The following is a 21,375-nucleotide window of genomic DNA, read 5'->3' on the forward strand; positions in this document are numbered from 1 at the left end:
CAATGTCCGACGAGATCATCCTGCGTGAGGGGCTGCGGCGGCGGATCGCCGACTTCCTCGCCGCCCACGACCCGGCCGCGACCGAGCGGCCGGCCTTCCTGCGGGCCCGGTACGACGCCGGCCTGGCATGGGTCTTCTTCCCCGAAGGCCACGGCGGCCTGGGCCTGCCCCGGGATCTGCAGCCCGAGGTGGACCGGCTCTTCCATGAGGCGGGCGCGCCCGGCAACAGCCCCGAGAAGAACGGCATCGGGCTGGGCATGGCCGCGCCGACGATCCTGGCGTACGGCACCGAAGAGCAGAAGAAGCGCTTCCTCAAGCCGCTGTGGACCGGCGAGGAGATCTGGTGCCAGCTCTTCAGCGAGCCCGGCGCCGGCTCCGACCTGGCGGCCATCGCCACCCGCGCGGTCAAGGACGGCGACACGTGGGTGGTCAACGGCCAGAAGGTGTGGACCTCCGGTGCGCACAACGCCCGGTTCGCGATCCTGGTGGCCCGGACCGAGCCGGACCTTCCCAAGCACAAGGGCCTCACCTACTTCCTGTGCGACATGACCGACCCGGGGGTCGAGATCCGCCCGCTGCGGCAGATCACCGGCGAGGCCGAGTTCAACGAGGTCTTCCTCACCGACGTGCGGATCCCCGACGAGCACCGGCTCGGGGCCGAGGGCGAGGGCTGGAGGGTCGCCAACGCCACCCTCAACAACGAGCGGGTGGCCATCGGCGGCCACGCCGTGCCCCGCGAGGGCGGCATGGTGGGCGTCGTCTCCCGCGCCTGGCGCGAGCGTCCCGAACTGCGCACCCCCGAGCTGCACGACCGGCTGATGCGACTGTGGGTGGACGCCGAGGTGGCCCGGGTCACCGGACAGCGGCTGCGGCAGAAGCTGCTGCTCGGCCAGCCGGGCCCGGAGGGCTCGGCGATGAAGCTGACCTTCGCCCGGCTCAACCAGCGGCTCTCCGGCCTGGAGTTGGAGCTGCTCGGCGAGGACGGCCTGCGTTACTCCGACTGGACGATGGTCCGGCCCGAGCGGGTCGAGTTCACCGGGCGGGACGCCGGCTACCGCTATCTGCGCGCCAAGGGCAACTCCATCGAGGGCGGCACCTCGGAGATCCTGCGCAACATCGTCGCCGAGCGCGTCCTCGGCCTGCCCGCCGAGCCCCGCGTCGACAAGGACATCCCTTGGAAGGAGCTCCAGAAGTGAGCGACCTCAACCTGCTCTACACCGAGGTCGAGGACGACCTGCGCTCCTCCGTGCGCGCCCTGCTCGCCGACCGGTGCGACCCGGCCGCGGTGACGGCCATGTACGACGGCGACCGCTCCCCGGTCGCCGGTCTCTGGAAGGCGATCGCCGCCGACCTGGGCCTGGCCGGCCTGCTGGTGCCCGAAGAGCACGGCGGCGCGGGCGCCTCGGCCCGGGAGGCCGCCGTGGTCCTGGAGGAGCTCGGCCGCTCGGTGGCCCCGGTGCCGTTCCTCACCAGCGCCGTGGTGGCGACCACCGTCCTGCTGGACGCGGGCGGTGCCCTGCTGGCCGACCTCGCCGCGGGAGAGCGGACCGCGGCCCTGGCCGTCCCCCTGTCGACTGCGCCGGACGCCGCGCCGCCGACGGTCGGGGTCGACGCGGACGGCCGCCTGACCGGCACGGTGACCAGCGTGGCCGGGGCCTTGGAGGCCGACGTGCTGCTGGTTCCGGCCGGTACCGGCGAAGGCGTCGCGGTGTACGCCGTGGCCGCCGCCGAAGCGAGCCTGAGCCCGGTGGTCTCCCTCGACATGACCCGGCAGCTCGCCGACATCCGGCTCGAGGGCGTGACCGGCGACCTGGTCCTGGCGGAGGGGGAACCCGCCGTCCGGCGGGCGCTCGTGGCCGGGGCCGCGCTGCTCGCCTCCGAGCAGGCGGGCATCGCGCAGTGGTGCCTGCACGCCACCATCGCCTACCTCAAGGAGCGCCGCCAGTTCGGACGGGTCGTCGGAGGTTTCCAAGCTCTCAAGCACCGGCTGGCCGACCTCTTCACCGAAGTCGAGTCGGCCGCCGCCATAGCCCGTTACGCCGCGGCGGCCCTCGCCGCGGGAGACCCCGACGCGGAGACGGCGGCCGCCGTCGCGCAGGCCTACTGCAGCGACCTCGCGGTGAAGGCCGCGGAGGAGGCCCTCCAGCTCCACGGCGGCATCGGCATGACCTGGGAGCATCCCGTCCACCTCTACCTCAAGCGCGCCAAGGCCGACCAGATCGCCTTCGGTACCGCAGGCGCCCACCGGACCAGACTGGCCGGCCTGGTCGACCTTCCTGCCGCGGGGTGAGCACGGAGCCCCGCCGCCGGTCCTCCCGGGGCGGCTGATCGGCGGTAGGCCGATCATCGAACGCGGAGGCCCCCGAGCGCGGGACGGAGTCCGGATCTCCGCCCCGCACCGGGGGTCTCCGTCATCCGTTGGGGCGGCCCCGGCCGTTCGCGGCTACCAGTGGCCGGTCACGACGTTGGACGTGATCTTGTACCTCTTCCCGTCGGGCTTCTGGTAGACCGCCTTCACGTAGATCTCGTCTCGGCCCTCGAAGTCCTCGTTCAGGATGGACTTCCGAATTCGTACGTAATAGAGGGTGGGACTGAAGAGGCTGTGCCTGAAGTCGTTGTACCACTGGTCCGAACCCCAGATCTCCAGGGACAGGAATCTGTCCGCCTCGGAGAACGGGGTGCACAGGGCCCGTATGATCGCCTCGTCGGGGGCGGGGCTGTTGTCGATGGAGAGTCTGCACTGGCCGGGCGCCGCGGAGGCCGGAGCCGCCATGGTGTGGAGTCCCGCCGTGGTCAGGGCGAGGCCGACGCCCACCGCCCACCGTTTTGCTGACTTCATCATGGTTCCTGCTTTCCGTAGACGTGAGTCGTCGCGCGGGTTTCGTCGCGGTCCCCGACGTCCTCGGTCCCGGGAGATGGAAGACCGGCGCCTCGTGGACGTCCGGGAAGAAGCGCAGGAAGCGCCTGTCTCTTTCCAAGAGAACACGCTGTCCGTCGCCTGATGTTCCCCGGCGGCAGGCCGAACGGCAGCCGGCTTCTTTTCCGTCTCGTGCATGTGATCGGGTCGGCGGCCGCGGAGTTCTTTAACGTGCGGGACATACGGTCCTTGACGTGGGAGACACAGGGATCGGGGCCGCCTCCCCGCCGGTGCGGCAGGGGGCCGTCGCCGCGGGGGCGGTGGCGCTGGCGGCCATGACGGCCGCGCAGGTCGCGTCGGGGCTGCGCCCCGGGTCGGTTCTCCTCGTCGCCGTGGTCGTGCTGCTGCTGGCGGGGTGCGCGGTCGCCTTCACCGCGGCGGTCAGCTCCTGGGGGGCGGCCGCCGTCGCGTTCTGCGTGGTGGCGTGCGTCGGGCTGGTGGCGGAGTGGGTGGGGACCCGGACGGGGTTTCCGTTCGGAGGCTACCGCTACACGGACGTGCTGTGGCCGCAGACCGGCGGCGTCCCGGTGATCGTCGCGTTGGCGTGGGCCGGGATGGGGCTGGCCGCGTACGCGGTCGCGCCGGGCGAGGGGCCGGTGCGGATCGGGACGGGAGCGGCCGCGCTGACCGCCTGGGACCTGTTCCTCGATCCGCAGATGCTCCGGCTGGGCGCGTGGGCCTGGGTGGAGGCCGGGGCGTACCGGGGCGTGCCGTTGAGCAACTTCGCCGGGTGGCTGCTGGTGTCGGCGGTGGTGATGGCGGTGATCCACGCCGTCGTCGGGCGGAATGCCTCGGGCGCCGTCGGGCTGGTCGGTCTGTACACGGTGATGGCGGTGATGGAGACGGTCGGGTTCGCGGCGGTGTTCGAGCCTCGCGATCCGCTCGTGGCGGTCGTGGGAGGGGCGGCGATGGGGGGTTTCGCGGTGCTGGCATGGAAACGCCGGGCGGACCGGAACGGAGCCGGGCGTGGCTGAGGTCGTCGTGGTCGGCGGCGGCGTGGGCGGGATGGTCGCGGCGCTGCTCCTGGCCCGGGAAGGTCACGGCGTCCGCCTGTACGAGCGGCTGTCGCGGTTGGGAGGCAAACTGGCCGAACACCGGCGTGACGGTTTCGCCTTCTCCCTGGGACCCTCGCTGCTGACGCTCCCGGAGCTCTTCACCGAACTCGGGATCACCCGGAGCTTCGTGGAGCCCGCCCTGCTGTGCGACTACCGTTTCACGGACGGCTCCCGGCTGCCCGCGCCCAGGGACCCGTCGCGGATGGCCGCGGAGGTGGACCGGCTCGCGCCGGGGGAGGGGCAGCGCTGGCGGGCCTTCCACTCCTGGGCGCGCGGCTGCATGGACGCCTCGCGGCGCACGTTCTTCTCCGGTCCGCTGTTCGGCAGGCCGACGCCCGGGACGAGGGCCTCGGACGTGCTGGCGGTCGCGCCCGGACGGACGCTCGCCGGGCTGGCACGCAAGTACTTCCGCGACCCCAGGCTGCGGCAGTATGTCGGCCGCTACGCCACCTACGCCGGGTCGAACCCCTACCGGGCCCCGGCCGCGCTGGGCTGTGTCCCGGCGATCGAGCACGACCAGGGAGGCTGGTACGTCCCCGGAGGGCTGCCGCGCCTGGCCGACGATCTGGCGGCGCTGTTGAAGGAAGCCGGTGTGGAGGTCTTCCTCTCCTCCCAGGTCGACACGATCGTCTCCGACGGCGATCGGGTCCGCGGTGTGCGCCTCGCGGATGGCGAGACGGTGCGTGCGGACGTGGTGGTCGCCAACACCGATGCGACGGCCCTGTACGCACGGCTGCTGCCGAACCGCAGGCGGCTGCGCCGCATCGCCGGGCTCGGCCCGTCGTCGTCGGCGTTCCTGCTGCTGGCCGGGGTGGAGGGGCGGACCGAGGGACTGGCGCACCACACGGTCGTCTTCTCCGCGGACTACCGGGCGGAGTTCGATGACATCTTCGAGCGCCGCCGCCCGCCCCTGGACCCGACGGTCTACGTCGGCTGCTCCGCGGTGGACGACGCCTCGCAGGCGCCCGACGGCATGGAGAACTGGACGATGCTGGTCAACGTGCCCGCACACGACCCGTCGCGGTGGCCTCTGACGCCCGAGGCCTACCGGGACCTGGTGCTGGAGCGGCTGGCGGACCGAGGCCACGACCTGTCGGGCAGGCTGAGGTTCGTCGACCTGTTCACTCCCTCCGATCTGCGTGAACGCTACGGCGGATGGAACGGAGCGATCTACGGCACCGCCTACGACGGGGTGATGGCGCCGCTGCGCCGTCCCGGCAACCGCGGGCCCCGGCGCGGACTGTACCTGGTGGGCGGCTCGGCGCATCCCGGCGGTGGCCTGCCCCTGGTGGCGATGGGCGGACGTATCGTCGCGTCCCTCGTCAGCGCGGACTTCCCCGCGCAGGGGCGGGCCCGGTGAGGCTCTCCGCGCTGGTCACGGCCGCTCAGGCGGGAGCGGCGGCGGCGGTCTGGACGCGGCTCGCCCGGGGCCGGGACCGGCTGCCCGCCCTGGCGCCCCCGGCGCGGCCGGTGAAACCGGTCTCGGTGGTGATCCCCGCCCGGAACGAGGAGAAGCGCCTCGGCCCCTGCCTGCGCGCCGTGCTCGCCGACCCCGCGGCCGGCGAGGTGATCGTCGTCGACGACGAGTCCCGGGACGGCACCGCGCGCCTGGCCTCCGAACTCGGCGCGCGGGTGGTGTGGGGGGCGCCGCTGCCGCCGGGCTGGGTGGGCAAGCAGTGGGCGCTGCGCCAGGGGACGGAGGCGGCGGCGCACGAGGTGGTGGTGACCCTCGACTCCGACACGCGGCCCCGGCCCGGCCTGGTCTCCGCGATGGCCGCCTCCCTGGAGGAATACGACCTGGTGACGGCCGCGCCCCGGTTCGTCTGCGACGACATCGCCGAACAGGCCCTGCACGCCGCGTTCCTGAGCACGCTGGTCTACCGGTTCGGGCCGGTCGGGCCGCGTGTCCCGCCTCCGCCGGACCGGGTGCTCGCCAACGGCCAGTGCACCGCCTTCCGCCGGGACCGGATGGTCGCGGCCGGTGGCTTCGAACGCATCCGCAGACACATGACGGACGACGTCGCGCTCGCCCGCACTCTGGCCGCCGACGGCTGGAAGATCGGTTTCCTCGACGCGGGCGGCCTGCTGGAAGTGGACATGTACACGTCGGCCGGGGAGGTCTGGCGTGAGTGGGGCCGTTCGCTCCCGCTCCGGGACGTGACCGGCCCGGGCCCGCTCGCCGCCGACCTGGCCGTGGTCTGGCTGGCCTGCGCCCTGCCCGCGGCAAGGCTGGTCCTCGGCCGTCCGACCCGGCTCGACCTGGCGCTGCTGGGGACCCGGCTGCTGCTGACGGGCGCGCTGCGCGGCAGCTACACCCGTCCCGGGCCGGGCGTGTGGCTGTCACCGCTGCTCGACCCGGCCGCGGCCGTCCGCCTGACGTGGACGACGCTGCGCCCGGTCCGTACCTGGCGCGGGCGCGTCTACCCCGCCTCCGGGGACGGCGCGGCGAGGGTCAGCGGCGGCGCGCCGCCAGCGCGGCCTGACCGAACCGGAGCCCGATGAGGCACATCAGCAATCCCGTGGCGGCCACCTGTTTCGCGGGGGCGAACAGCAGTTGCAGGACGGGGGCGCCGAAGACCGCGGCCCTGGCCCCGACCGCGAACGAGCGGGCCGCCGCCGTCGTCACCGCCAGCACCACCAGGCCCAGCAGGAAGGCGGGCGGGCAGATCACCGCGAAGCCCCCGACGAAGGTGAGGATCGACCGTCCGCCGCGGAACCCGGCGAAGACCGGCCACGCGTGCCCGACCATGGCCGCGCCCACCGCCGCGTACACCAGCGCCGTGTCGGGCGCCGTCCACAGACCGGACGACGTGCCCGCGCCGGGCGTCCAGGCCGCGCAGAACCGCCCGAGCAGCCCGGCGCACAAGCCTTTCAACACGTCGCCGGCGAACACCGGAGCCGAGGCGCGCGGACCGAGCTGCTCTTTCATGTTCCAGAAACCGGGATTGCGGTCGCCGACCTGCCTGGGGTCGAAGCCGTGGACCCGGGCGACCAGCACCGCCACCGGCACCGAGCCGAGAAGGTAACCGCCGATGACCACAGCGAACAGGAGAACCATCGCCTCGTTCCACCTCGTCAGGTATCCCGGCACCGGGGCCATGCGGCACATGGGCTTCGACCGGCCGGTGCTGCGCCGCACCGGAGGGCTGCTGTTCTGGAGGCTACTGGGCACGGGGCGCGGCGAGGCGATGACACTCGGTGCGGACCTGCGGCGCTGGGCGCTGCTGGCGGTGTGGCGCGAGGAGCGGCATCTGGACGACTTCCTGCGGTACTCGCCGATCCCGGCCCGCTGGCGGGACGAGGCGTGTGAGCACTGGCAGGTCCGGCTGGCGCCGCTCGCCTCGCGCGGCAGATGGGGCGGGACCGACCCGTTCGGAGCGGGACGGCCGACGGCCGCGACCCCCGGTCCGGTCGCCGTGCTCACCCGCGCCTCCATCCGCCCCGCCCGTCTGCTGGCCTTCTACCGTTCGGTCGCCCCGGTCCAGAGCGCGCTGCTGCGGCAGAAAGGCTGCCTCGCCTCGGTCGGCGTGGGCGAATGGCCGCTGGCCCGGCAGGCGACCTTCTCCTTGTGGCGGGACGCCGCGTCCGTACGCGAGTTCGCCTACGGAGGACTGGCGCACCGGCGGGTGATCGAACGCGTGCGCTCGGAGAGCTGGTACTCGGAAGAACTCTTCGCCCGCTTCACCCCGTACGACAGCGAAGGCACATGGGACGGGACCGACCCTCTGGGCTGAGTCCCTCAGGTCCGGATCACGCCCACCCGGGCATTTCCACGCCCATGTAACGGTCCGCCTTGGCCGCGGCCGAGGCGGCGGCCAGATGCCGGGCGAAGGTGGCGAGCATCCGGTGGCGGGGGACCTGGACCCGGCGGGCGAGGACCTCGAAGTCCGACCGCTCGATCTCGTCCAGGATGCCTCCGTACAGGTCGTGCGCGGCCTGTACGCAGGGACGGGACGAGGGAACGAGCATCTCCACGCCGGCCAGCGCGGCGCGGTAGTGCTCGCGGGCGCGTCCGGCCTCGAAGGCGAGGAGCTCGCGCAGCCGAGGCGAGACCCGCGGACGGGCGAGGTCGCTCTCCTCGACGCCGAACCGGGCCAGGTCGTCCTGCGGCAGGTACACCCGTCCCCGGACCAGGTCCTCCTTGACGTCGCGCAGGAAGTTGGTGAGCTGGAAGGCCAGGCCGAGCTGGCGGGCGGGCTCCCGGGCCTCCTTCTCCCAGCCGGGCAGCGGCTCCAGCACGGGGAGCGTCATGGTGCCGATCACCGCGGCGGAGCCCTCCATGTAGTCCAGCAGATCGCCGTAGGAGGAGTACCGGGCGATCGTCAGGTCCGCGCGCATCGACTGGAGGAAGGCGTCGATGTCGTCGTAGTCGATCCCGAAGGACCGCACGGTGTGGATGAACGCGGGCAGGACGTGGTCGTCGGTCGGCTCGCCCGCCAGGCCCGTCGCGAGCCGGGCGGTCAGGCGGTCCAGCGCCGCGGTGCGGTCGTCCGCCGTGGAGGAGGCGTCCACGATCTCGTCGGCGTACCTGGCGAAGCCGTAGAGCGCGTGCACGTGCCGCCGTTTCCAGGACGGCAGCAGCCTCGTGGCGAGGTAGTAGGAGCGGCCGAACCGGGCGTGCAGTCTTCGGCAGGTCTCGTAGCTGGCGGTCAGCGTCATCTTCGGTCCTCCAGGATGCGGTGCGCCGCGAGGCGCCCCGAGATCAGTACGGGCGGGACCCCGACGCCGGGAGCGGTGTGCATGCCCGCGAAGTGCAGGCCGGGGACGCGCCGGGCGGCGCCCGAGGGACGGAACCAGGCGGTCTGGGTGAAGCGGTGGTCCAAGGCGAAGGGGGTGCCGGCCGAATGGCCCTCCGCAGCCCAGGACCGCGGATCCCACACCAGGCGGGGAGCGTCGTCCAGACCGCCGTACCCGAGCCCGGCGAGCCGGGAGAGCAGGCGTTCCCGCAGCCGGTCGGCGAGGCCGGGATCCCACCTGCCCGTCAGGTTCGGCACCGGTTCCAGGACGCTCAGCGTGGAGTGCCCGTACGGGGCGGCACCGGTGTCCGACGCGGGGTGGGTGACCAGCAGGCTCGGGTCGGGCTGCGGCAGACCCTGCCGGAGCGCGGTGAACGTCGCCGCCCACTCCCGGCCGAAGTGCAGGGTGTGGTGGGTCTGCCCGGGGAGCCGTCGGTCCAGGCCGAAGTGCATCACCAGGCACGAGGGGGAGAACCGGGGCCTGCGCAGCCGCCAGTCCCGCGCCGCCTTCGGGAGCAGCCCGGAGGCGTGCGCGTGCGGCAGGTCGCACGCGACCACGACGTGCCGTGCGGCGAGCCGTTCTCCGGTGTCCAGCCTCACTCCGGTGACGCCGGAGCCGTCGGCCTCGACCTCGGTGGCGCGCACCCCGTAACGGAGGGCGGCGCCCTTCTTCTCCGCCAGCGCCGCCAGCGCCCTCGGGATGGCGTGCATCCCGCCCTTCGCGGGGAAGTAGACCCCGCCGACGGTGTCCATGTGCGCGATCACGGCGTAGATGCCGAGGGCCTGCTGGGGAGGCAGGCCGACGTACAGGGCCTGGAAGGTGTGCGCCCTGATCAGCCGGTCGTCGGTGAGGTGGGCGCCGACCAGCCGGTCCAGCCGCCGGAACCCGCCCAGCGAGGCCAGTTTCAGCAGGGCGTAGGGGCGCGCGAGATCGCGCAGCGAGGTCATGTCGCGGTCGATGAAGGACGACCACTCCGCCTCGAACATCTCGCCCAGCAGGGAGCGGAAACGCAGGTAGCGGGCGGCTTCGTCCGGGCCGCACAGCGCACGGACCTGGTCGGCCATCGCGTCGGCGTCCGGAAGGACGTCCAGGTGGGAGCCGTCGTGATAGGAGAGCCGGTAGCAGGGGTCGAGGCGGCGCAGCGGCAACCAGGAGTCCGGTTCCTCCCCGGCGGAGCCGAAGACGTCGGCGAGGACTCCGGGCATGGTGAGCACCGAAGGGCCGGTGTCGAAGCGGTACGGGCCCGTGGTCGCCGTGCCGCAGCAGCCGCCCGGCTCGTCCCGTGCCTCGACCACCGTCACGTCGCGTCCCGCCGCGGCCAGGCGCACGGCGGCCGCCAGCCCGCCGAGCCCCGCCCCGATCACCACGACCCGCATCACGCGCTCCTGTCCGTGGCCAGGGCCGCCAGCCCCGCCAGCGCCGCCGCCGCGTCGGCGGGGATGCCGGAGCCGTCGAGCGCGGCGGTCGCGCGTCCGGCCAGCCCCGCGATGCGGTCCTCGACGGCCGCCAGCGCACCGCAGGCGGTGATGAGCTCGCGGGCCGCCGCGACGTCGGCCTCGTCGCGTACGTTGTCCAGCAGCGCGGTGCCGTACGCTCCCGTCCGCCGCCGGGCCTCCACGAGCAAATGTGTCTGCTTGCCCTGGCGGAGGTCGGCCCCGGCGGGTTTGCCGGTGCGGCCGGGGTCGCCGAACACGCCGAGCACGTCGTCTCTGAGCTGGAACGCCTCTCCCAGGGGCAGTGCGTAGGAGCTCAGCACGGCGCGCAGGGCCGGATCACCTCCGGCGATGGCGTGCCCCAGGTGCAGCGGCCGTTCGACGGTGTACTTGCCGGACTTGTAGACCGCGATGTGGGCCGCCTCCCGCAGGGTGCTCGTGCCGCGGGCCGTGCAGGCCATGTCCATGAGCTGGCCGCCGATGACCTCGGCCCGCAGCCGGGTGAACACCTCCAGCGCGTCCGCCAGCCGGGGACCGGTGTCCAGCAGCGCCGCGTCCGCCCAGGTGAAGGCGAGCAGTCCGAGCAACGCGGCCGCCGACTCGCCGAACCGTCCGGGGTCGCCCTGCCACCGCGACGCCCGGTGCCGGTCGGCCAGGGACAGGTGCGCGGTACGGCGGCCGCGGCGCAGATCGGCCTCGTCCATCACGTCGTCGATGAGCAGAGCGCAGGCGTGCAGCAGTTCGACCGCGCATCCGGCCGCCAGCACGGCGTCCTCGTCGTCAGGGGAGCCGCCCGCGGCCCGGTGCCCCCAGTACACGAGGAGAGGACGCAGCCGCTTGCCGCCGCCGCGCACGAACTCCGCCAGATGGCCGACCAGCATCTCGTACTCGTCCGGGCCCAGGAAGGAGACCCGTTCGAGTTCCCGCTCGACCAGCTCTCCGAGCCGCTGTTCGACCAGCGCGAGGACCCCCTCGTCCGCCGGGGCCGCCACCGCCATGGAATCTCCTTACCCCTCGCTCCGCTGGAGCGCCGCCCTGGCCGTTCCGGAGCGTGCATTCCTCCTTGCTTAGAGTTACCTCTCCCGGGGTGATCAAACAGCGGTGATCGCTTTCGAAAATCGGCCTTGACGCTGCGGGCCCGCCATGAAAACGTGACTCGCACTAGTGAGAATGTTATTCTCCTCACAGGAGATCGAAGTGCGTGCGAGCGCTCACCCTTGCTGCTGGGGGACATATGGCTCTTTATCCGGGAGTGGAAGAGGGCGGTCGGGCCGGATCCCGGCGCGGGGCGTCGACGGCCGCGCCGCCGGGCCGATCGACCGTGCGTTATTTATCGCGAATATTGCGATTCCTGCGTAAAAGTCCAAGTCATCCGCTATAACCGACGAAGCCTTCATGATCTACAAGGAGCCGTACCAACAGTGAGCGACTTCGAGACGAAGAACTTCTTCCAAGACCAGGACCTGGTCGCGGACCCCTACCCGTACTACAAGGCGCTGCGCGACAAGTGCCCCGTGTCGCACGAGCCCCACCACGGCGTGGTGATGCTGAGCGGGTACGACGAGGTGTCCGAGGTGGCCCAGGACTCCGAGAAGTGGTCGTCCTGCACTTCGGTGATCGGTCCCTTCGCGGCCTTCCCCGTCCCGCTCGAGGGCGACGACATCACCGCCCTGATCGAGGAGTACCGGGACCAGCTCCCGATGAGCGACCAGCTCCCCACGTTCGACCCGCCGACGCACACCAAGCACCGCGCGCTGCTCATGAAGCTGATCACCCCCAAGCGACTCAAGGAGAACGGCGACCGCCTGGTCGAGTTCGCCGACCGCGTCCTGGACGACTTCCTCGCCGGCGGCGAGGGCGAGGCGATCAGCGAGCTGGCCGTCCCCTTCTCCCTGTACGTCATCGCCGACCTCCTGGGCGTGCCCGAGGAGGACCGGGACTCGTTCGCCGCGGTCCTGCAGGGCAAGTCGGTCGAGGAGACCACCCTCGGCAGCACCGAGGGCGAGCTGGCGCACTCCCCGATGGAGTTCCTCTACGCGAGCTTCGTCAAGTACATCGAGGAGCGCCGCGCCGAGCCGCGCGAGGACGTCCTGACCGCCATGGCCCAGGCGACGTTCCCCGACGGCTCCCTCCCCGAGGTCATGGACGTCGTGCGCGTGGCCGCCAACCTGTACTCGGCGGGCCAGGAGACCACCGTCCGCCTCATCGGCTCGGCGGTCCAGATCCTCGCCGACAACCCCGACATCCAGCGGCGGATCCGCGAGCAGCCCGAGCTCCTCGGCAACTTCATCGAGGAGACGCTGCGGACGGAGAGCCCGATCAAGGGCGACTTCCGGCTGTCGAAGGTGCCGGTCACCGTGGGCGGGGTCGACCTGCCCGCCGGCACCACGGTGATGCTGATGAACGGCGCCGCCAACCGCGACCCGAAGCACTTCGAGGACCCGGACACCTTCGACCTCGAGCGCAAGAACGCCCGCCACCACATCGCGTTCGGGCGCGGCATCCACACCTGCCCCGGCGCCCCCCTCGCCCGGGCCGAGGCGAAGGTCTGCCTCGAGCGGCTCCTCGCCCGCACGACCGACATCAGGGTCTCCGAGAAGGTCCACGGTCCCGCGGACGACCGCGCCTACCAGTACCTTCCGACCTTCATCCTCCGCGGCCTGATGAACCTGAACGTGGAGTTCACCCTCGCGGAGGACGGCTCCTGATGAAGGTCACCATCGACGACGACAACTGCCGGGGCCACGGCGCCTGCTGTGCGGCGAGCCCCGACGTGTTCGACATCAACGACGACGGCTACGCCGAGGTCCTGCTGGACGTGATCCCCGCCGAGCTGGAAGAGTCCGTTCGCAAGGCCGCTGCCAACTGCCCCGAGCGCGCCATCACGGTGAGCTGACACCCCGGAATCCAGACCGCGCGGTCTGCCCCCAGAGGAGAACGAAATGCCCAAGGCATACGTCATCGTCACCGAGGACATCAAGGACGAGGAGGGTATGGAGGCCTACGGCAAGGCCGCCCTTCCCTCGATCATGCAGTCCGGCGCCTCGATCCTCGCCTTCGACTCCCAGCCCCAGGCTCTCGAAGGCGAATGGCACGGCACCCGCACGGTCGTCCTGGAATTCGAGTCGGCGGAGGCGGCACGCGCCTGGTACGAGTCCGAGGAGTACCAGAAGGCGAAGGAACTGCGCCTGGCGGCCGCGGACTCCAACGTGGCGATCATCAACGGGCTCTGACCCCCGGGCCTCCGGCCGAACGGTCCGGCCCGCGTCGGCCGCCTCCCGCAGGGGAGGCGGCCGGCGCGGGAGAGGCATCCTATGCTGGTGGGCATGAGCCGCTGGAAAGAGCTGACCGGAGGGACGTCCGGGGAAGAGTACGCCGCGCGCTTCGCCGCACTGGCCGAGTCCGGGAAGGACCTGCACGGGGAGGCGCGTTTCTGCGCGGCGCTCGTGCCGCCGGGGGCGCGGATACTGGACGCGGGATGCGGCACCGGCCGGGTCATGCTCCGCCTGGCGGAGCTCGGCTACGACTGCGTCGGCGTGGACCTCGACGCCTCCATGCTGGCGGTCGCGCGCAAGACCGAGCCGGAGCTGCCCTGGCTCCAGGCCGACCTGGCGGAGTTCGACCCGTCGGCGCTGGGTATCGTGGCGGACTTCGACCTCATCGTCGCCGCGGGCAACATCTTCCCGCTGCTCGCACCCGGCACCGAGCCCGAGGTGACCCGGCGACTCACCGCGGCTCTGAAGCCGGGCGGGCTGCTCGTCGCCGGGTTCGGCCTGGACCGCGCCCACCTGCCGGTGCCGCCGAGCATCACCCTGGACGAGTACGACGCCTACTGCGCGACAGCCGGGCTCACCCTCCTGGACCGCTTCGCCACCTGGGACGCCGCCCCCTACGACGGCGGAGGCTACGCGGTCAGCGTCCACAGGCGCTGACCGGTGACGGCATACCTGCACGAGCGCTTCCCCGGCCTGGAGGAGAACCTCCCGCACCTCCCGCTGGGGGACGGGCCGACGCCGGTGCGGCCGCTGCCCGGGCTCGTCGACGGACCCGCGCCGGTGTGGCTCAAGGACGACGGTGCCTACGGGAGCGGCGGCTGGGGCGGGAACAAGATCCGCAAGCTCGAATGGCTGATCCCCGAGGTGCGGCGCGGCGGGCGGAGCACGATCCTGAGCGTCGGCGGACTCGGCACGAACTGGGGGCTGGCGACCGCGTTGTACGGACGCGAGCACGGGCTGCGGACGGTGCTCGCGCTCGTGGACCAGCCCGTCGACGACCACGTCCGGGCGCAGCTCGAACGGCTTCGGGCGTCCGGGGCGAAGCTGTACTTCACCCGGACGAAGGGGCGGACGATCGCCGCGGTGCCCTGGCTGGTCGCACGCCACTTCTCGAACGGGCGTCCGCCGTACCTGCTGGGAGCCGGGGGATCGTCGCCCGTGGGAGTACTGGGATACGTCGAGGCCGCGCTGGAGATCGCCGCGCAGGTGCGGGAGGGGAAGCTGCCCGAACCGTCGCACATCGTCACAGCGGTGGGGTCCGGCGGCACCACGGCGGGCCTCCTTCTCGGTCTCAGGCTCGCCGGGCTGCGGACGCGGGTCGTCGGCGTCGTGGTCAACGACACCCTGCGCCTGGACGAGACCACCCTGACGAGGCTCGCGCGCCGCACCGCGAAGCTGCTCGAGCGGCGCGGCGCCGGGCCGCTGCGGTTCGAGCCCGGCGAGGGCGACCTCCTCGTCGTCCGGGACTGGCTCGGAAAGGCCTATGGGCACGCCACCCCGGAAGGGGAGCGGGCCCGGGAACGCGCCGCCGAACGGGAGAACCTCCTTCTCGAGCCCGTCTACACGGCCAAGGCCGCCGCCGCGCTCCAGGCGATGAACAGGCAGGGGCGCTTCGGTGAGGGGCCCGTCCTCTTCCTCCAGACGAACGGACCGAGATGAGCAGGCGGGCGCAGGACGACACCGGTGCGGTCACGTCCCTGCCCGAGAGGGCGGAACGGGTCGTCTCGCTGGTCCCGTCGCTGACCGAGAGCATCGCGGCCACCGCGCCGGGCCTCCTCGTCGGCGCCACCGACTGGTGCACGCATCCGGCGAAACTGGACGTGACACGGATCAAAGGCACCAAGAATCCGGACATCGAACGCATCATCGCGCTGCGTCCCGATGTCGTGCTCGCCAACGTCGAGGAGAACCGCGCCCCGGACGTGGAAGCGCTCCGCGCGGCCGGCGTCCCCGTATGGGTCACCGTGATCCGCACGGTGGACGAGGCCCTGACGTCACTGCGCCGCATGCTCACCGAGGCCTGCGGCCTGCCCGTACCGACCTGGCTGGAAGACGCCGAACGGGTATGGGCGGCTCTCCCGGAACCGGAACACCGCCGCACGGCCGTCATCCCGATCTGGCGCCGCCCCTGGATGGTGATCGGCCGTGACACCTTCGCCGGCGACGTTCTGGCCCGCCTCGGCGTCGACAACGCCTACGCCGCCCACACCGAGCGCTACCCCAAGATCCCGCTGGAGAGACTCCTCGCCGTCGCCCCCGACCTCGTCGTCCTCCCCGACGAGCCCTACGCCTTCGGCCACGCCGACGGCCCCGAATGTTTTCCGGGCCTGAGGACGGCCTTGGTCTCCGGCCGTGACCTCACCTGGTACGGGCCGTCCCTGGTCGACGCCCCGGCACGGCTGACGGCCCTCCTCGGCGACCCGGCCTGACCGGTACGGACGCTCCAGGAACACACGCCATCTCGTCGCGGGGCGAATGTGAGATCAGTGGTCGCCTTGCTCCGCTCGTCAATCGGCCATCAGACCGTCCGGGGTGGATCTGGCGAGCTCGGCGAGCGTGCCGAGAGCGTGGGAGAGGGTTTCGGCCGGTGGGGAGGCGAGCCCGAGGCGGACGGCGTTGGGGGCGCGGTACCGGCCCACGGCGAAGGCCGCCGCAGGGGTCACGGCGATGCCGTGGCGTGCGGCCGCGGCCACGAACGTGTCGGCCCGCCAGGGACGCGGCAGCTCCCACCAGCAGTGGTAGGAGTTCGGGGCGCTGCGGATCGAGAACCCCTCCAGACGCCGGGCGACGAGTTCCTGCCGAGCGGCCGCGTCCCGCTGCTTGGCGCGGCCCACCGACCGCACGGCGCCGTCGCCCAGCCAGCGGGTGGCGGCGTCCAGAACGAAGCGCATCGGCGCGGATCCGGCGGAGCGCAGGGCCGTCGCCATGCTCGAGGAGATCGCTCGCGGGACGACGGCGCACCCGACCGTCAGCCCGGGGGCGAGCCGCTTCGACAGGCTGTCGATCAGGACGGTCCGTTCGGGCGCCAGGGCGGCGAGCGGCGGGAGGCCGCCGTTCAGGAACGACCAGACGGCGTCCTCGATCGCGTGGAGGCCGAGCCGTTCCAGGACGTCCGCGATCTCGGCTCGGCGGTCCACGGGCATGGTGATCGACAGCGGGTTGTGCAGGGTGGGCTGGAGGTAGACGGCATTGAGCGCGGCCTTGCGGGCGGCGGCCTCGATCGCCTCGGGCACGAGCCCGGCCTCGTCGACGCTCAACGGCACGAGGGTGATCCCGAGCCGGTTCGCGATCGCCTTCAGGACCGGATAGGTGAGTTCCTCCACGCCCAGCCGGGATCCCGGAGGCACCAGCGCGGCCATGGCCGCGGCGATCGCCTGCCGCCCGTTGCCGGCGAACAGCACCCGCTCGGGATCCGGCCGCCAGCCCGCGTGCGCGAGCAGATCGGCGAAGAGCTCCCGCGCCGGAGGCGTGCCGGCCACGCCGACCGGCCGCATGGACGACTCCAGGACGTCGGGGCGGAGCAGGGAGCCGATGCCGTGGGCGAGCAGCCCCGCCTGTTCGGGCACGACCGGGTGGTTGAGTTCCAGATCGACTCTGGTGCCGGCGGGTTCGGCGAGCGCGGGGCGCGGCACCTGGCCGGAGGCTCGGACGAACGTGCCGCGGCCGACCTCCCCGACCGTCAGGCCTCGGCGGGTCAGCTCCTTGTAGACCCGGGCGGCGGTGGAATCGGCGATGGCGCGCCGCCGGGCGAACTCCCTTTGCGGCGGCAGCCGGTCACCCGGCCTCAGCCGCCCGGCCGTGATGTCCGCGGCCAGTTCGTCGGCGACCCGCAGATAGTCGTCCATGGCCGTCTCCTCCTCGGTGCGGTCCGAAAATTGCTCCGAGAGCATTCTGCTCTATTGTATGGAAATGGATTGAGAGGATACTGTCAATACAGGCCGTCGAATCGGTGTGAACGGGCCTTATTGCTGGGATGGAGAAGGCGGCCGTGGCCATGGTCGAGGAAACCGCACTGCTGGGTGTCGTATCCGTCGCGCTGGGGATGGTCCTGTCTCCGGGTCCGAACATGATGTACCTGGTCTCCAGGAGCATCAGCCAGGGGCGACGGGCCGGAATCATCTCCCTCGGCGGGGTCGCGGCGGGGTTCCTGGTCTATCTGGTCAGCGCGAACCTCGGCCTGGCCGTGCTGTTCGCGGCCGTTCCCCAGATGCTCACCGCCATCAGGATCGCCGGCGCCCTTTATCTGATCTGGCTCGCCTGGAAGACCGTCAAGCCCGGCGGTGTGTCGGTCTTCGCCGTCCAAGACGTGCCGTACGATTCGCCGCGCCGCCTTTTCGGTATGGGTTTGATGACGAATCTGCTCAATCCGAAGATAGCCATTCTTTATGTGTCGGTCATTCCGCAGTTCATCGACCTCGACAAGGGAAACGTCCTGCTGCAGGGCATCGTCCTCGGCGGTTTCCAGATCCTGGTGGCCGTGTCGGTGAACCTGTCGATCGTGCTCGCCGCCGGGGCCGTCGCCGGCTTCCTCGAACGGCGTCCCTCCTGGCTGAGGGTCCAACGGATCGCCATGGGAAGCCTGCTGGGCGTGCTGGCCGTCATGCTGGCCTTCGGCGGTTCGGGCTGGACTCTGCCACGGTGGGAGAGTCCAGGATGGAGCGCGTGCGGGATGAACTACTGACCATCGGGCGTTTCGCCCGGATGTGCCGACTGAGCGTGAAGCGGCTACGGCACTACGACGACCTCGGACTGCTGACCCCGGACCGGGTGGACCCGTCCACCGGATACCGCTACTACGCGCCGGCGAGGGTGCGCGACGCCCTGACGGTGGCGCTGCTGCGCGACCTCGACGTGCCGCTCCAGGTGATCGCCGAACTGCTGGCGGCTGGCGACGCGGAGCGGACGCGGCTGCTGGCCGCCGAACGGGACAGGCTCGCCGCCCGGATCGCCCGCGACACCGAACGGCTGGCCGTGCTGGACCGGCTGGCCGAAGGCCCGGTGCCCGCCTACGACGTGGAGATCGTGGACGATCCCGCCCTCCGCCTGGCCGCGGTGCGCGGCCGGTGCGGCGCGGACGAGGTGGGGGCGCGGACACGGGAGTGCGTCATCGCCCTTCTCGAGGCCCTGAACAGGAGCGCCGCGGGCTGGACTCCGCCGATGTACGGCCTGTACCCCCTGGACCTCGAAGACGGGATGGTCATCGCAGTGGGAGCTCGGACGGACAAGGACGTACCGGGCACCGTCGCGATGACGCTCCCCGCGGGCCCCGCCGCCACGACCCTGCACACCGGCCCCTACGAACAGCTTCCCCTGGCCTACCACGCGCTGCACGTCCGGCTCCACGAACAGGGGCTCACCGCCCGAGGCCGGGCACGGGAGGACTACCTCGTCGCCCCCGGCGAGGCCGAACCGCACGAGTTGCTCACCCGGCTGACCATCCCCATCGACCCACCACCGCAGGAGACCATGTGACCGTCCCGAAGACCGACCTGAAGAAAGTCCACAGGTCCCTCTACACCGCGACCGCGAACCCCGGCCTGGTCGAAGCCCCCGAGCTGCCCTTCCTCATGATCGACGGCAGGGGCGACCCGGACGGGGACGGCTACCGGCGGGCGGTCGAGGCCCTCTACGGCGTCGCCTACGCCGTCCGCTTCGCCCTCAAGAAGGCCGAGGTCCTGGAGTACCCCGTCATGCCGCTTCAGGGATTGTGGTGGCCGGACGAGGGACGGGAATTCTCCTATGACCTCACGCGTGACGCCTGGTGCTGGACCATGATGATCCTGCAGCCCGCCGAGGCCACCGCCGAGGTCGTCCAGGAGGCGCTCACCACGGCGGCCAAGAAGAAGCCCGGCCTGCCCGTGCCGGACGTCAGGGCGGAACGCCTCCACGAGGGCCCCTGCGCGCAGATCCTCCACACCGGCCCTTTCGCCACCGAGCCCGCGACCCTCACCCGCCTCTACGGCTTCCTGGACGAGAAAGGCCTGGCCATCGCGGGCCGCCACCACGAGATCTACCTCTCGAACCCTCACCGCACCGCCCCGGAGAAGATGCGGACGATCCTGCGATACCCCGTCACCCTGCCCTCCGCGTGACGCCCGGCCGGGTGCGGCCGGGACATCATCGAGCTTCCTCGGAATGCATCAAAACGATTTGATGTATAATCCTGGTTGTGGAGCTCTCGGATCAGGCCGCTCCGGCCTTCGTTCGGCTCGCGGCGCATCCCGTGCGGTGGCGGCTGCTGCGAGAGCTGGCCACCAGCGACTACCGGGTTCGTGAGCTGGTCGAGCGAGTCGGCCAACCGCAGAACCTGGTCTCCTACCATCTGCGGTTGCTGCGGAAGGGCGGGCTGGTCGCCGCGCGGCGCAGCAGCTTCGACGCCCGCGACAGCTACTACCACCTGGACCTGGAGCGCTGCGCGCACGCGCTGGCCGCCGCCGGTGGCGCCCTGCACCCCGCGCTCGGTTTCGACCCGCCCCTCGCTTCGCCGACCTCGTTCTCGTCACAGGCCGCGCCGGCATCCCGGCCCGCCGTACTGTTCACCTGCACCGGTAACAGCGCCCGCTCGCCGATCGCCGAGGCGCTGCTCCTGCATCGCGCCGGCGGCCAGGCCGAGGTGACCAGCGCCGGCAGCCATCCCAAACAGCACCTGCACCCCCACGCGGTGCGGGCTCTGGCCGAGCACTATGGCCTCGACATCGCCGACCGGCGTCCACGGCATCTCAACACCCTGGCAGGCCGCCGGTTCGACTATGTGATCAGCTTGTGCGACAAGGTCCGCGAGATCCGCCCCGACTTCCCCGGCCACCCCCGGCGAGTCCACTGGAGCATCCCCGACCCCGCCACGGCCGCCGGCGCCGACTACCCGGCCTTCATCCGCACGGCCGCCGACATCGACACACGCATCCGCTACCTGCTGTCCCAACTCGCCCGTCCAGGAGAGGTCCAGCCATGACCACACCCGACCAGCTCGCCAGCGTCCGTTACCTGGTCGACGACGTCCAGGAAGCCATCGACTTCTACACCACCCACCTGGGCTTCACGCTGCGCGCCAGCGCTGTGCCCGCCTTCGCCGACGTGGTGCGCGGGCCGCTGCGGCTGCTGCTGTCCGGACCGGCCAGCTCCGGCGCCCGCGCCACCCCCGAACCGGCCGTCCCCGGCCGCAACCGCATCCATCTCACCGTTGACGATCTCGACACCGAGATCGACCGGCTACGCACCACCGGACTGACCTTCCACAGCGACATCGTCGCCGGCCCCGGCGGCCGCCAGATCCTGCTCCTCGACCCCGCCGGCAACCTCATCGAACTCTTCCAACCCGCCTCCCCGCCACCGGCGACGGCACCGGCCCGGTCCTGACCGCGGGGCCCCGACCAGGTCGGCCGGTACACGCATGGCGGGAGCATCGTGGGAGACCGTCGGTTCGAACCCCTGAAGGAGGCTAGGGCCAGATCAGGCCCTGGTCGGTCCAGACGACGCCCTTGTTGCGGCACAGGCAGAAGGGGTGGCCGACCGGATCGGTGAAGACCCGCCAGCCGTAGCCCTCGTCGTCGATGAAGTCTTGCTGCAGCGTCGCGCCGAGGCCGATGACGCGGCGCTGCTCGGGCTCGATCTCGTCCACTTCGAAGTCGAGGTGGAACTGCTTGGGGTGCGCGCCGTCGGGCCACTGCGGAGCGCGGTAGTCGTCCACCCGGTAGAAGGCCAGCTCGACCTCGCCGAAGGTGATGCCGGCCCAGTTCTCGTGGCTGCCGTCCTTGATCGGGCGGCCCGTCAACTCGGAGTAGAAGGCCGCCAGCTTCATCGTGTCCGGGCAGTCGATGATGAAATCGGTGAATCGCAGCATTTTGCGATCTTGTCACAAGATTGACTCAAGTGAGGTCAGCGGCCAGTCGTTGACGGTGGCGATGAGGTTGATGAACGGCTTTACCGGAGACCTCACTTAGCGATCACGACGCACCGGA

24 protein-coding genes are annotated in these 21,375 nt (G+C 71.7%); 17 read left to right on the forward strand and 7 right to left on the reverse strand.

The features are described from left to right. The first annotated feature begins 2 nt into the window (after nt 1–2). Together ABGB12_RS09845 and ABGB12_RS09850 are read left to right on the forward strand one after the other, a co-directional pair. Nucleotides 3–1,196 (forward strand): acyl-CoA dehydrogenase family protein, encoded by a 1,194-nt coding sequence (locus ABGB12_RS09845; RefSeq protein WP_347676188.1) that lies wholly within the window; start codon nt 3–5, stop codon nt 1,194–1,196. After that, complete coding sequence (locus ABGB12_RS09850) at nt 1,193–2,290, forward strand: acyl-CoA dehydrogenase family protein (protein WP_347676190.1); 1,098 nt, start codon at nt 1,193–1,195, stop codon at nt 2,288–2,290. The genes ABGB12_RS09845 and ABGB12_RS09850 overlap by 4 nt, the downstream gene beginning before the upstream one ends. Nucleotides 2,291–2,443: 153 nt before the next feature. Here ABGB12_RS09850 and ABGB12_RS09855 read toward each other — a convergent pair whose 3' ends face one another. Then, the gene (locus ABGB12_RS09855) at nt 2,444–2,839 is read right to left on the reverse strand and encodes a hypothetical protein (protein ID WP_347676192.1); all 396 of its coding nucleotides are present in this window, start codon (nt 2,837–2,839) and stop codon (nt 2,444–2,446) included. A gap of 272 nt (nt 2,840–3,111) precedes the next feature. Between ABGB12_RS09855 and ABGB12_RS09860 the strand changes: the two genes are divergently transcribed. The 3 genes from ABGB12_RS09860 to ABGB12_RS09870 are packed head-to-tail and all read left to right on the forward strand — an operon-like array spanning nt 3,112 to nt 6,474. Next, nucleotides 3,112–3,891, forward strand: coding sequence for a carotenoid biosynthesis protein (locus tag ABGB12_RS09860; protein WP_347676194.1), 780 nt, complete (start codon nt 3,112–3,114; stop codon nt 3,889–3,891). After that, nucleotides 3,884–5,332 (forward strand): phytoene desaturase family protein, encoded by a 1,449-nt coding sequence (crtI, locus tag ABGB12_RS09865; RefSeq protein ID WP_347676196.1) that lies wholly within the window; start codon nt 3,884–3,886, stop codon nt 5,330–5,332. Before ABGB12_RS09860 ends, crtI (ABGB12_RS09865) begins: the two co-directional genes overlap by 8 nt. Next, nucleotides 5,329–6,474 (forward strand): glycosyltransferase family 2 protein, encoded by a 1,146-nt coding sequence (locus ABGB12_RS09870; protein WP_347676198.1) that lies wholly within the window; start codon nt 5,329–5,331, stop codon nt 6,472–6,474. Before crtI (ABGB12_RS09865) ends, ABGB12_RS09870 begins: the two co-directional genes overlap by 4 nt. On the opposite strand, the gene ABGB12_RS09875 is transcribed toward ABGB12_RS09870, so the two are convergent. Beyond that, nucleotides 6,425–7,030 (reverse strand): glycerol-3-phosphate acyltransferase, encoded by a 606-nt coding sequence (locus ABGB12_RS09875; protein WP_347676200.1) that lies wholly within the window; start codon nt 7,028–7,030, stop codon nt 6,425–6,427. The genes ABGB12_RS09870 and ABGB12_RS09875 overlap by 50 nt on opposite strands. On the opposite strand from ABGB12_RS09875, the gene ABGB12_RS09880 reads away from it, so the two are divergent. After that, a complete protein-coding gene (locus ABGB12_RS09880) occupies nt 7,005–7,706 on the forward strand; it encodes a spheroidene monooxygenase (RefSeq protein ID WP_347676202.1) in 702 nt (233 codons plus the stop codon). The genes ABGB12_RS09875 and ABGB12_RS09880 overlap by 26 nt on opposite strands. Nucleotides 7,707–7,722: 16 nt before the next feature. On the opposite strand, the gene ABGB12_RS09885 is transcribed toward ABGB12_RS09880, so the two are convergent. The 3 genes from ABGB12_RS09885 to ABGB12_RS09895 are packed head-to-tail and all read right to left on the reverse strand — an operon-like array spanning nt 7,723 to nt 11,140. Then, nucleotides 7,723–8,631 carry a phytoene/squalene synthase family protein gene (locus ABGB12_RS09885; protein ID WP_347676204.1) on the reverse strand — a complete coding sequence of 303 codons (909 nt, stop codon included), beginning with the start codon at nt 8,629–8,631 and terminating at the stop codon, nt 7,723–7,725. After that, nucleotides 8,628–10,085, reverse strand: coding sequence for a phytoene desaturase family protein (gene crtI, locus ABGB12_RS09890; protein WP_347676206.1), 1,458 nt, complete (start codon nt 10,083–10,085; stop codon nt 8,628–8,630). The genes ABGB12_RS09885 and crtI (ABGB12_RS09890) overlap by 4 nt, the downstream gene beginning before the upstream one ends. Next, a complete protein-coding gene (locus tag ABGB12_RS09895; protein WP_347676208.1) occupies nt 10,085–11,140 on the reverse strand; it encodes a polyprenyl synthetase family protein in 1,056 nt (351 codons plus the stop codon). Before ABGB12_RS09895 ends, crtI (ABGB12_RS09890) begins: the two co-directional genes overlap by 1 nt. Nucleotides 11,141–11,563: 423 nt before the next feature. On the opposite strand from ABGB12_RS09895, the gene ABGB12_RS09900 reads away from it, so the two are divergent. The 6 genes from ABGB12_RS09900 to ABGB12_RS09925 all read left to right on the forward strand — a co-directional run bounded on the left by ABGB12_RS09900 (nt 11,564) and on the right by ABGB12_RS09925 (nt 15,846). Continuing rightward, nucleotides 11,564–12,850 (forward strand): cytochrome P450, encoded by a 1,287-nt coding sequence (locus ABGB12_RS09900; protein ID WP_347676210.1) that lies wholly within the window; start codon nt 11,564–11,566, stop codon nt 12,848–12,850. Further along, the gene (locus ABGB12_RS09905; protein ID WP_347676212.1) at nt 12,850–13,038 is read left to right on the forward strand and encodes a ferredoxin; all 189 of its coding nucleotides are present in this window, start codon (nt 12,850–12,852) and stop codon (nt 13,036–13,038) included. The genes ABGB12_RS09900 and ABGB12_RS09905 overlap by 1 nt, the downstream gene beginning before the upstream one ends. Nucleotides 13,039–13,084: 46 nt before the next feature. Further along, nucleotides 13,085–13,375, forward strand: coding sequence for a DUF1330 domain-containing protein (locus ABGB12_RS09910; RefSeq protein ID WP_347676214.1), 291 nt, complete (start codon nt 13,085–13,087; stop codon nt 13,373–13,375). A gap of 93 nt (nt 13,376–13,468) precedes the next feature. After that, nucleotides 13,469–14,074, forward strand: a complete 606-nt coding sequence (locus ABGB12_RS09915) for a class I SAM-dependent methyltransferase (RefSeq protein WP_347676216.1) — start codon at nt 13,469–13,471, stop codon at nt 14,072–14,074. A 3-nt stretch (nt 14,075–14,077) separates the two neighbouring features. Further along, the gene (locus tag ABGB12_RS09920; RefSeq protein WP_347676218.1) at nt 14,078–15,076 is read left to right on the forward strand and encodes a pyridoxal-phosphate dependent enzyme; all 999 of its coding nucleotides are present in this window, start codon (nt 14,078–14,080) and stop codon (nt 15,074–15,076) included. Beyond that, nucleotides 15,073–15,846 carry a helical backbone metal receptor gene (locus ABGB12_RS09925; protein ID WP_347676220.1) on the forward strand — a complete coding sequence of 258 codons (774 nt, stop codon included), beginning with the start codon at nt 15,073–15,075 and terminating at the stop codon, nt 15,844–15,846. The genes ABGB12_RS09920 and ABGB12_RS09925 overlap by 4 nt, the downstream gene beginning before the upstream one ends. Nucleotides 15,847–15,924: 78 nt before the next feature. On the opposite strand, the gene ABGB12_RS09930 is transcribed toward ABGB12_RS09925, so the two are convergent. After that, entirely contained in the window at nt 15,925–17,262 is a 1,338-nt protein-coding gene (locus ABGB12_RS09930; protein ID WP_347676222.1) for a PLP-dependent aminotransferase family protein, read from the reverse strand. Between the two features lie 149 nt (nt 17,263–17,411). On the opposite strand from ABGB12_RS09930, the gene ABGB12_RS09935 reads away from it, so the two are divergent. The 5 genes from ABGB12_RS09935 (at nt 17,412) to ABGB12_RS09955 (ending at nt 20,773) form a co-directional block, all read left to right on the forward strand. Then, on the forward strand, nt 17,412–18,098 hold the full coding sequence (locus tag ABGB12_RS09935; protein ID WP_347676224.1) for a LysE family translocator: 687 nt from the start codon (nt 17,412–17,414) through the stop codon (nt 18,096–18,098). Beyond that, nucleotides 18,080–18,889 carry a MerR family transcriptional regulator gene (locus tag ABGB12_RS09940; protein ID WP_347676226.1) on the forward strand — a complete coding sequence of 270 codons (810 nt, stop codon included), beginning with the start codon at nt 18,080–18,082 and terminating at the stop codon, nt 18,887–18,889. The genes ABGB12_RS09935 and ABGB12_RS09940 overlap by 19 nt, the downstream gene beginning before the upstream one ends. Beyond that, nucleotides 18,886–19,509: a GyrI-like domain-containing protein gene (locus ABGB12_RS09945; protein ID WP_347676228.1), complete on the forward strand. Its 624-nt coding sequence runs from the start codon at nt 18,886–18,888 to the stop codon at nt 19,507–19,509. The genes ABGB12_RS09940 and ABGB12_RS09945 overlap by 4 nt, the downstream gene beginning before the upstream one ends. A 77-nt stretch (nt 19,510–19,586) precedes the next feature. Continuing rightward, the gene (locus ABGB12_RS09950; protein WP_347676230.1) at nt 19,587–20,369 is read left to right on the forward strand and encodes an ArsR family transcriptional regulator; all 783 of its coding nucleotides are present in this window, start codon (nt 19,587–19,589) and stop codon (nt 20,367–20,369) included. Further along, entirely contained in the window at nt 20,366–20,773 is a 408-nt protein-coding gene (locus ABGB12_RS09955) for a VOC family protein (RefSeq protein ID WP_347676232.1), read from the forward strand. Before ABGB12_RS09950 ends, ABGB12_RS09955 begins: the two co-directional genes overlap by 4 nt. A gap of 82 nt (nt 20,774–20,855) precedes the next feature. Here ABGB12_RS09955 and ABGB12_RS09960 read toward each other — a convergent pair whose 3' ends face one another. After that, nucleotides 20,856–21,257 carry a VOC family protein gene (locus tag ABGB12_RS09960; protein ID WP_347676234.1) on the reverse strand — a complete coding sequence of 134 codons (402 nt, stop codon included), beginning with the start codon at nt 21,255–21,257 and terminating at the stop codon, nt 20,856–20,858. Nucleotides 21,258–21,375 lie beyond the last annotated feature (118 nt).

This window comes from Actinocorallia sp. B10E7 (assembly GCF_039871655.1).
GTDB lineage: Bacteria > Actinomycetota > Actinomycetes > Streptosporangiales > Streptosporangiaceae > Actinocorallia.

What these genes read in the sequence shown, in the direction of transcription:
- ABGB12_RS09845 (WP_347676188.1), top strand. Translation starts at nt 3, where the DNA reads ATGTCCGACGAGATCATCCTGCGTGAGGGGCTGCGGCGGCGGATCGCC.
- ABGB12_RS09855 (WP_347676192.1), bottom strand. Translation starts at nt 2,839, where the DNA reads ATGAAGTCAGCAAAACGGTGGGCGGTGGGCGTCGGCCTCGCCCTGACC.
- ABGB12_RS09880 (WP_347676202.1), top strand. Translation starts at nt 7,005, where the DNA reads ATGACCACAGCGAACAGGAGAACCATCGCCTCGTTCCACCTCGTCAGG.
- ABGB12_RS09875 (WP_347676200.1), bottom strand. Translation starts at nt 7,030, where the DNA reads ATGGTTCTCCTGTTCGCTGTGGTCATCGGCGGTTACCTTCTCGGCTCG.
- ABGB12_RS09885 (WP_347676204.1), bottom strand. Translation starts at nt 8,631, where the DNA reads ATGACGCTGACCGCCAGCTACGAGACCTGCCGAAGACTGCACGCCCGG.
- crtI (WP_347676206.1), bottom strand. Translation starts at nt 10,085, where the DNA reads ATGCGGGTCGTGGTGATCGGGGCGGGGCTCGGCGGGCTGGCGGCCGCC.
- ABGB12_RS09895 (WP_347676208.1), bottom strand. Translation starts at nt 11,140, where the DNA reads ATGGCGGTGGCGGCCCCGGCGGACGAGGGGGTCCTCGCGCTGGTCGAA.
- ABGB12_RS09905 (WP_347676212.1), top strand. Translation starts at nt 12,850, where the DNA reads ATGAAGGTCACCATCGACGACGACAACTGCCGGGGCCACGGCGCCTGC.
- ABGB12_RS09910 (WP_347676214.1), top strand. Translation starts at nt 13,085, where the DNA reads ATGCCCAAGGCATACGTCATCGTCACCGAGGACATCAAGGACGAGGAG.
- ABGB12_RS09915 (WP_347676216.1), top strand. Translation starts at nt 13,469, where the DNA reads ATGAGCCGCTGGAAAGAGCTGACCGGAGGGACGTCCGGGGAAGAGTAC.
- ABGB12_RS09925 (WP_347676220.1), top strand. Translation starts at nt 15,073, where the DNA reads ATGAGCAGGCGGGCGCAGGACGACACCGGTGCGGTCACGTCCCTGCCC.
- ABGB12_RS09930 (WP_347676222.1), bottom strand. Translation starts at nt 17,262, where the DNA reads ATGGACGACTATCTGCGGGTCGCCGACGAACTGGCCGCGGACATCACG.
- ABGB12_RS09935 (WP_347676224.1), top strand. Translation starts at nt 17,412, where the DNA reads ATGGTCGAGGAAACCGCACTGCTGGGTGTCGTATCCGTCGCGCTGGGG.
- ABGB12_RS09955 (WP_347676232.1), top strand. Translation starts at nt 20,366, where the DNA reads ATGACCACACCCGACCAGCTCGCCAGCGTCCGTTACCTGGTCGACGAC.
- ABGB12_RS09960 (WP_347676234.1), bottom strand. Translation starts at nt 21,257, where the DNA reads ATGCTGCGATTCACCGATTTCATCATCGACTGCCCGGACACGATGAAG.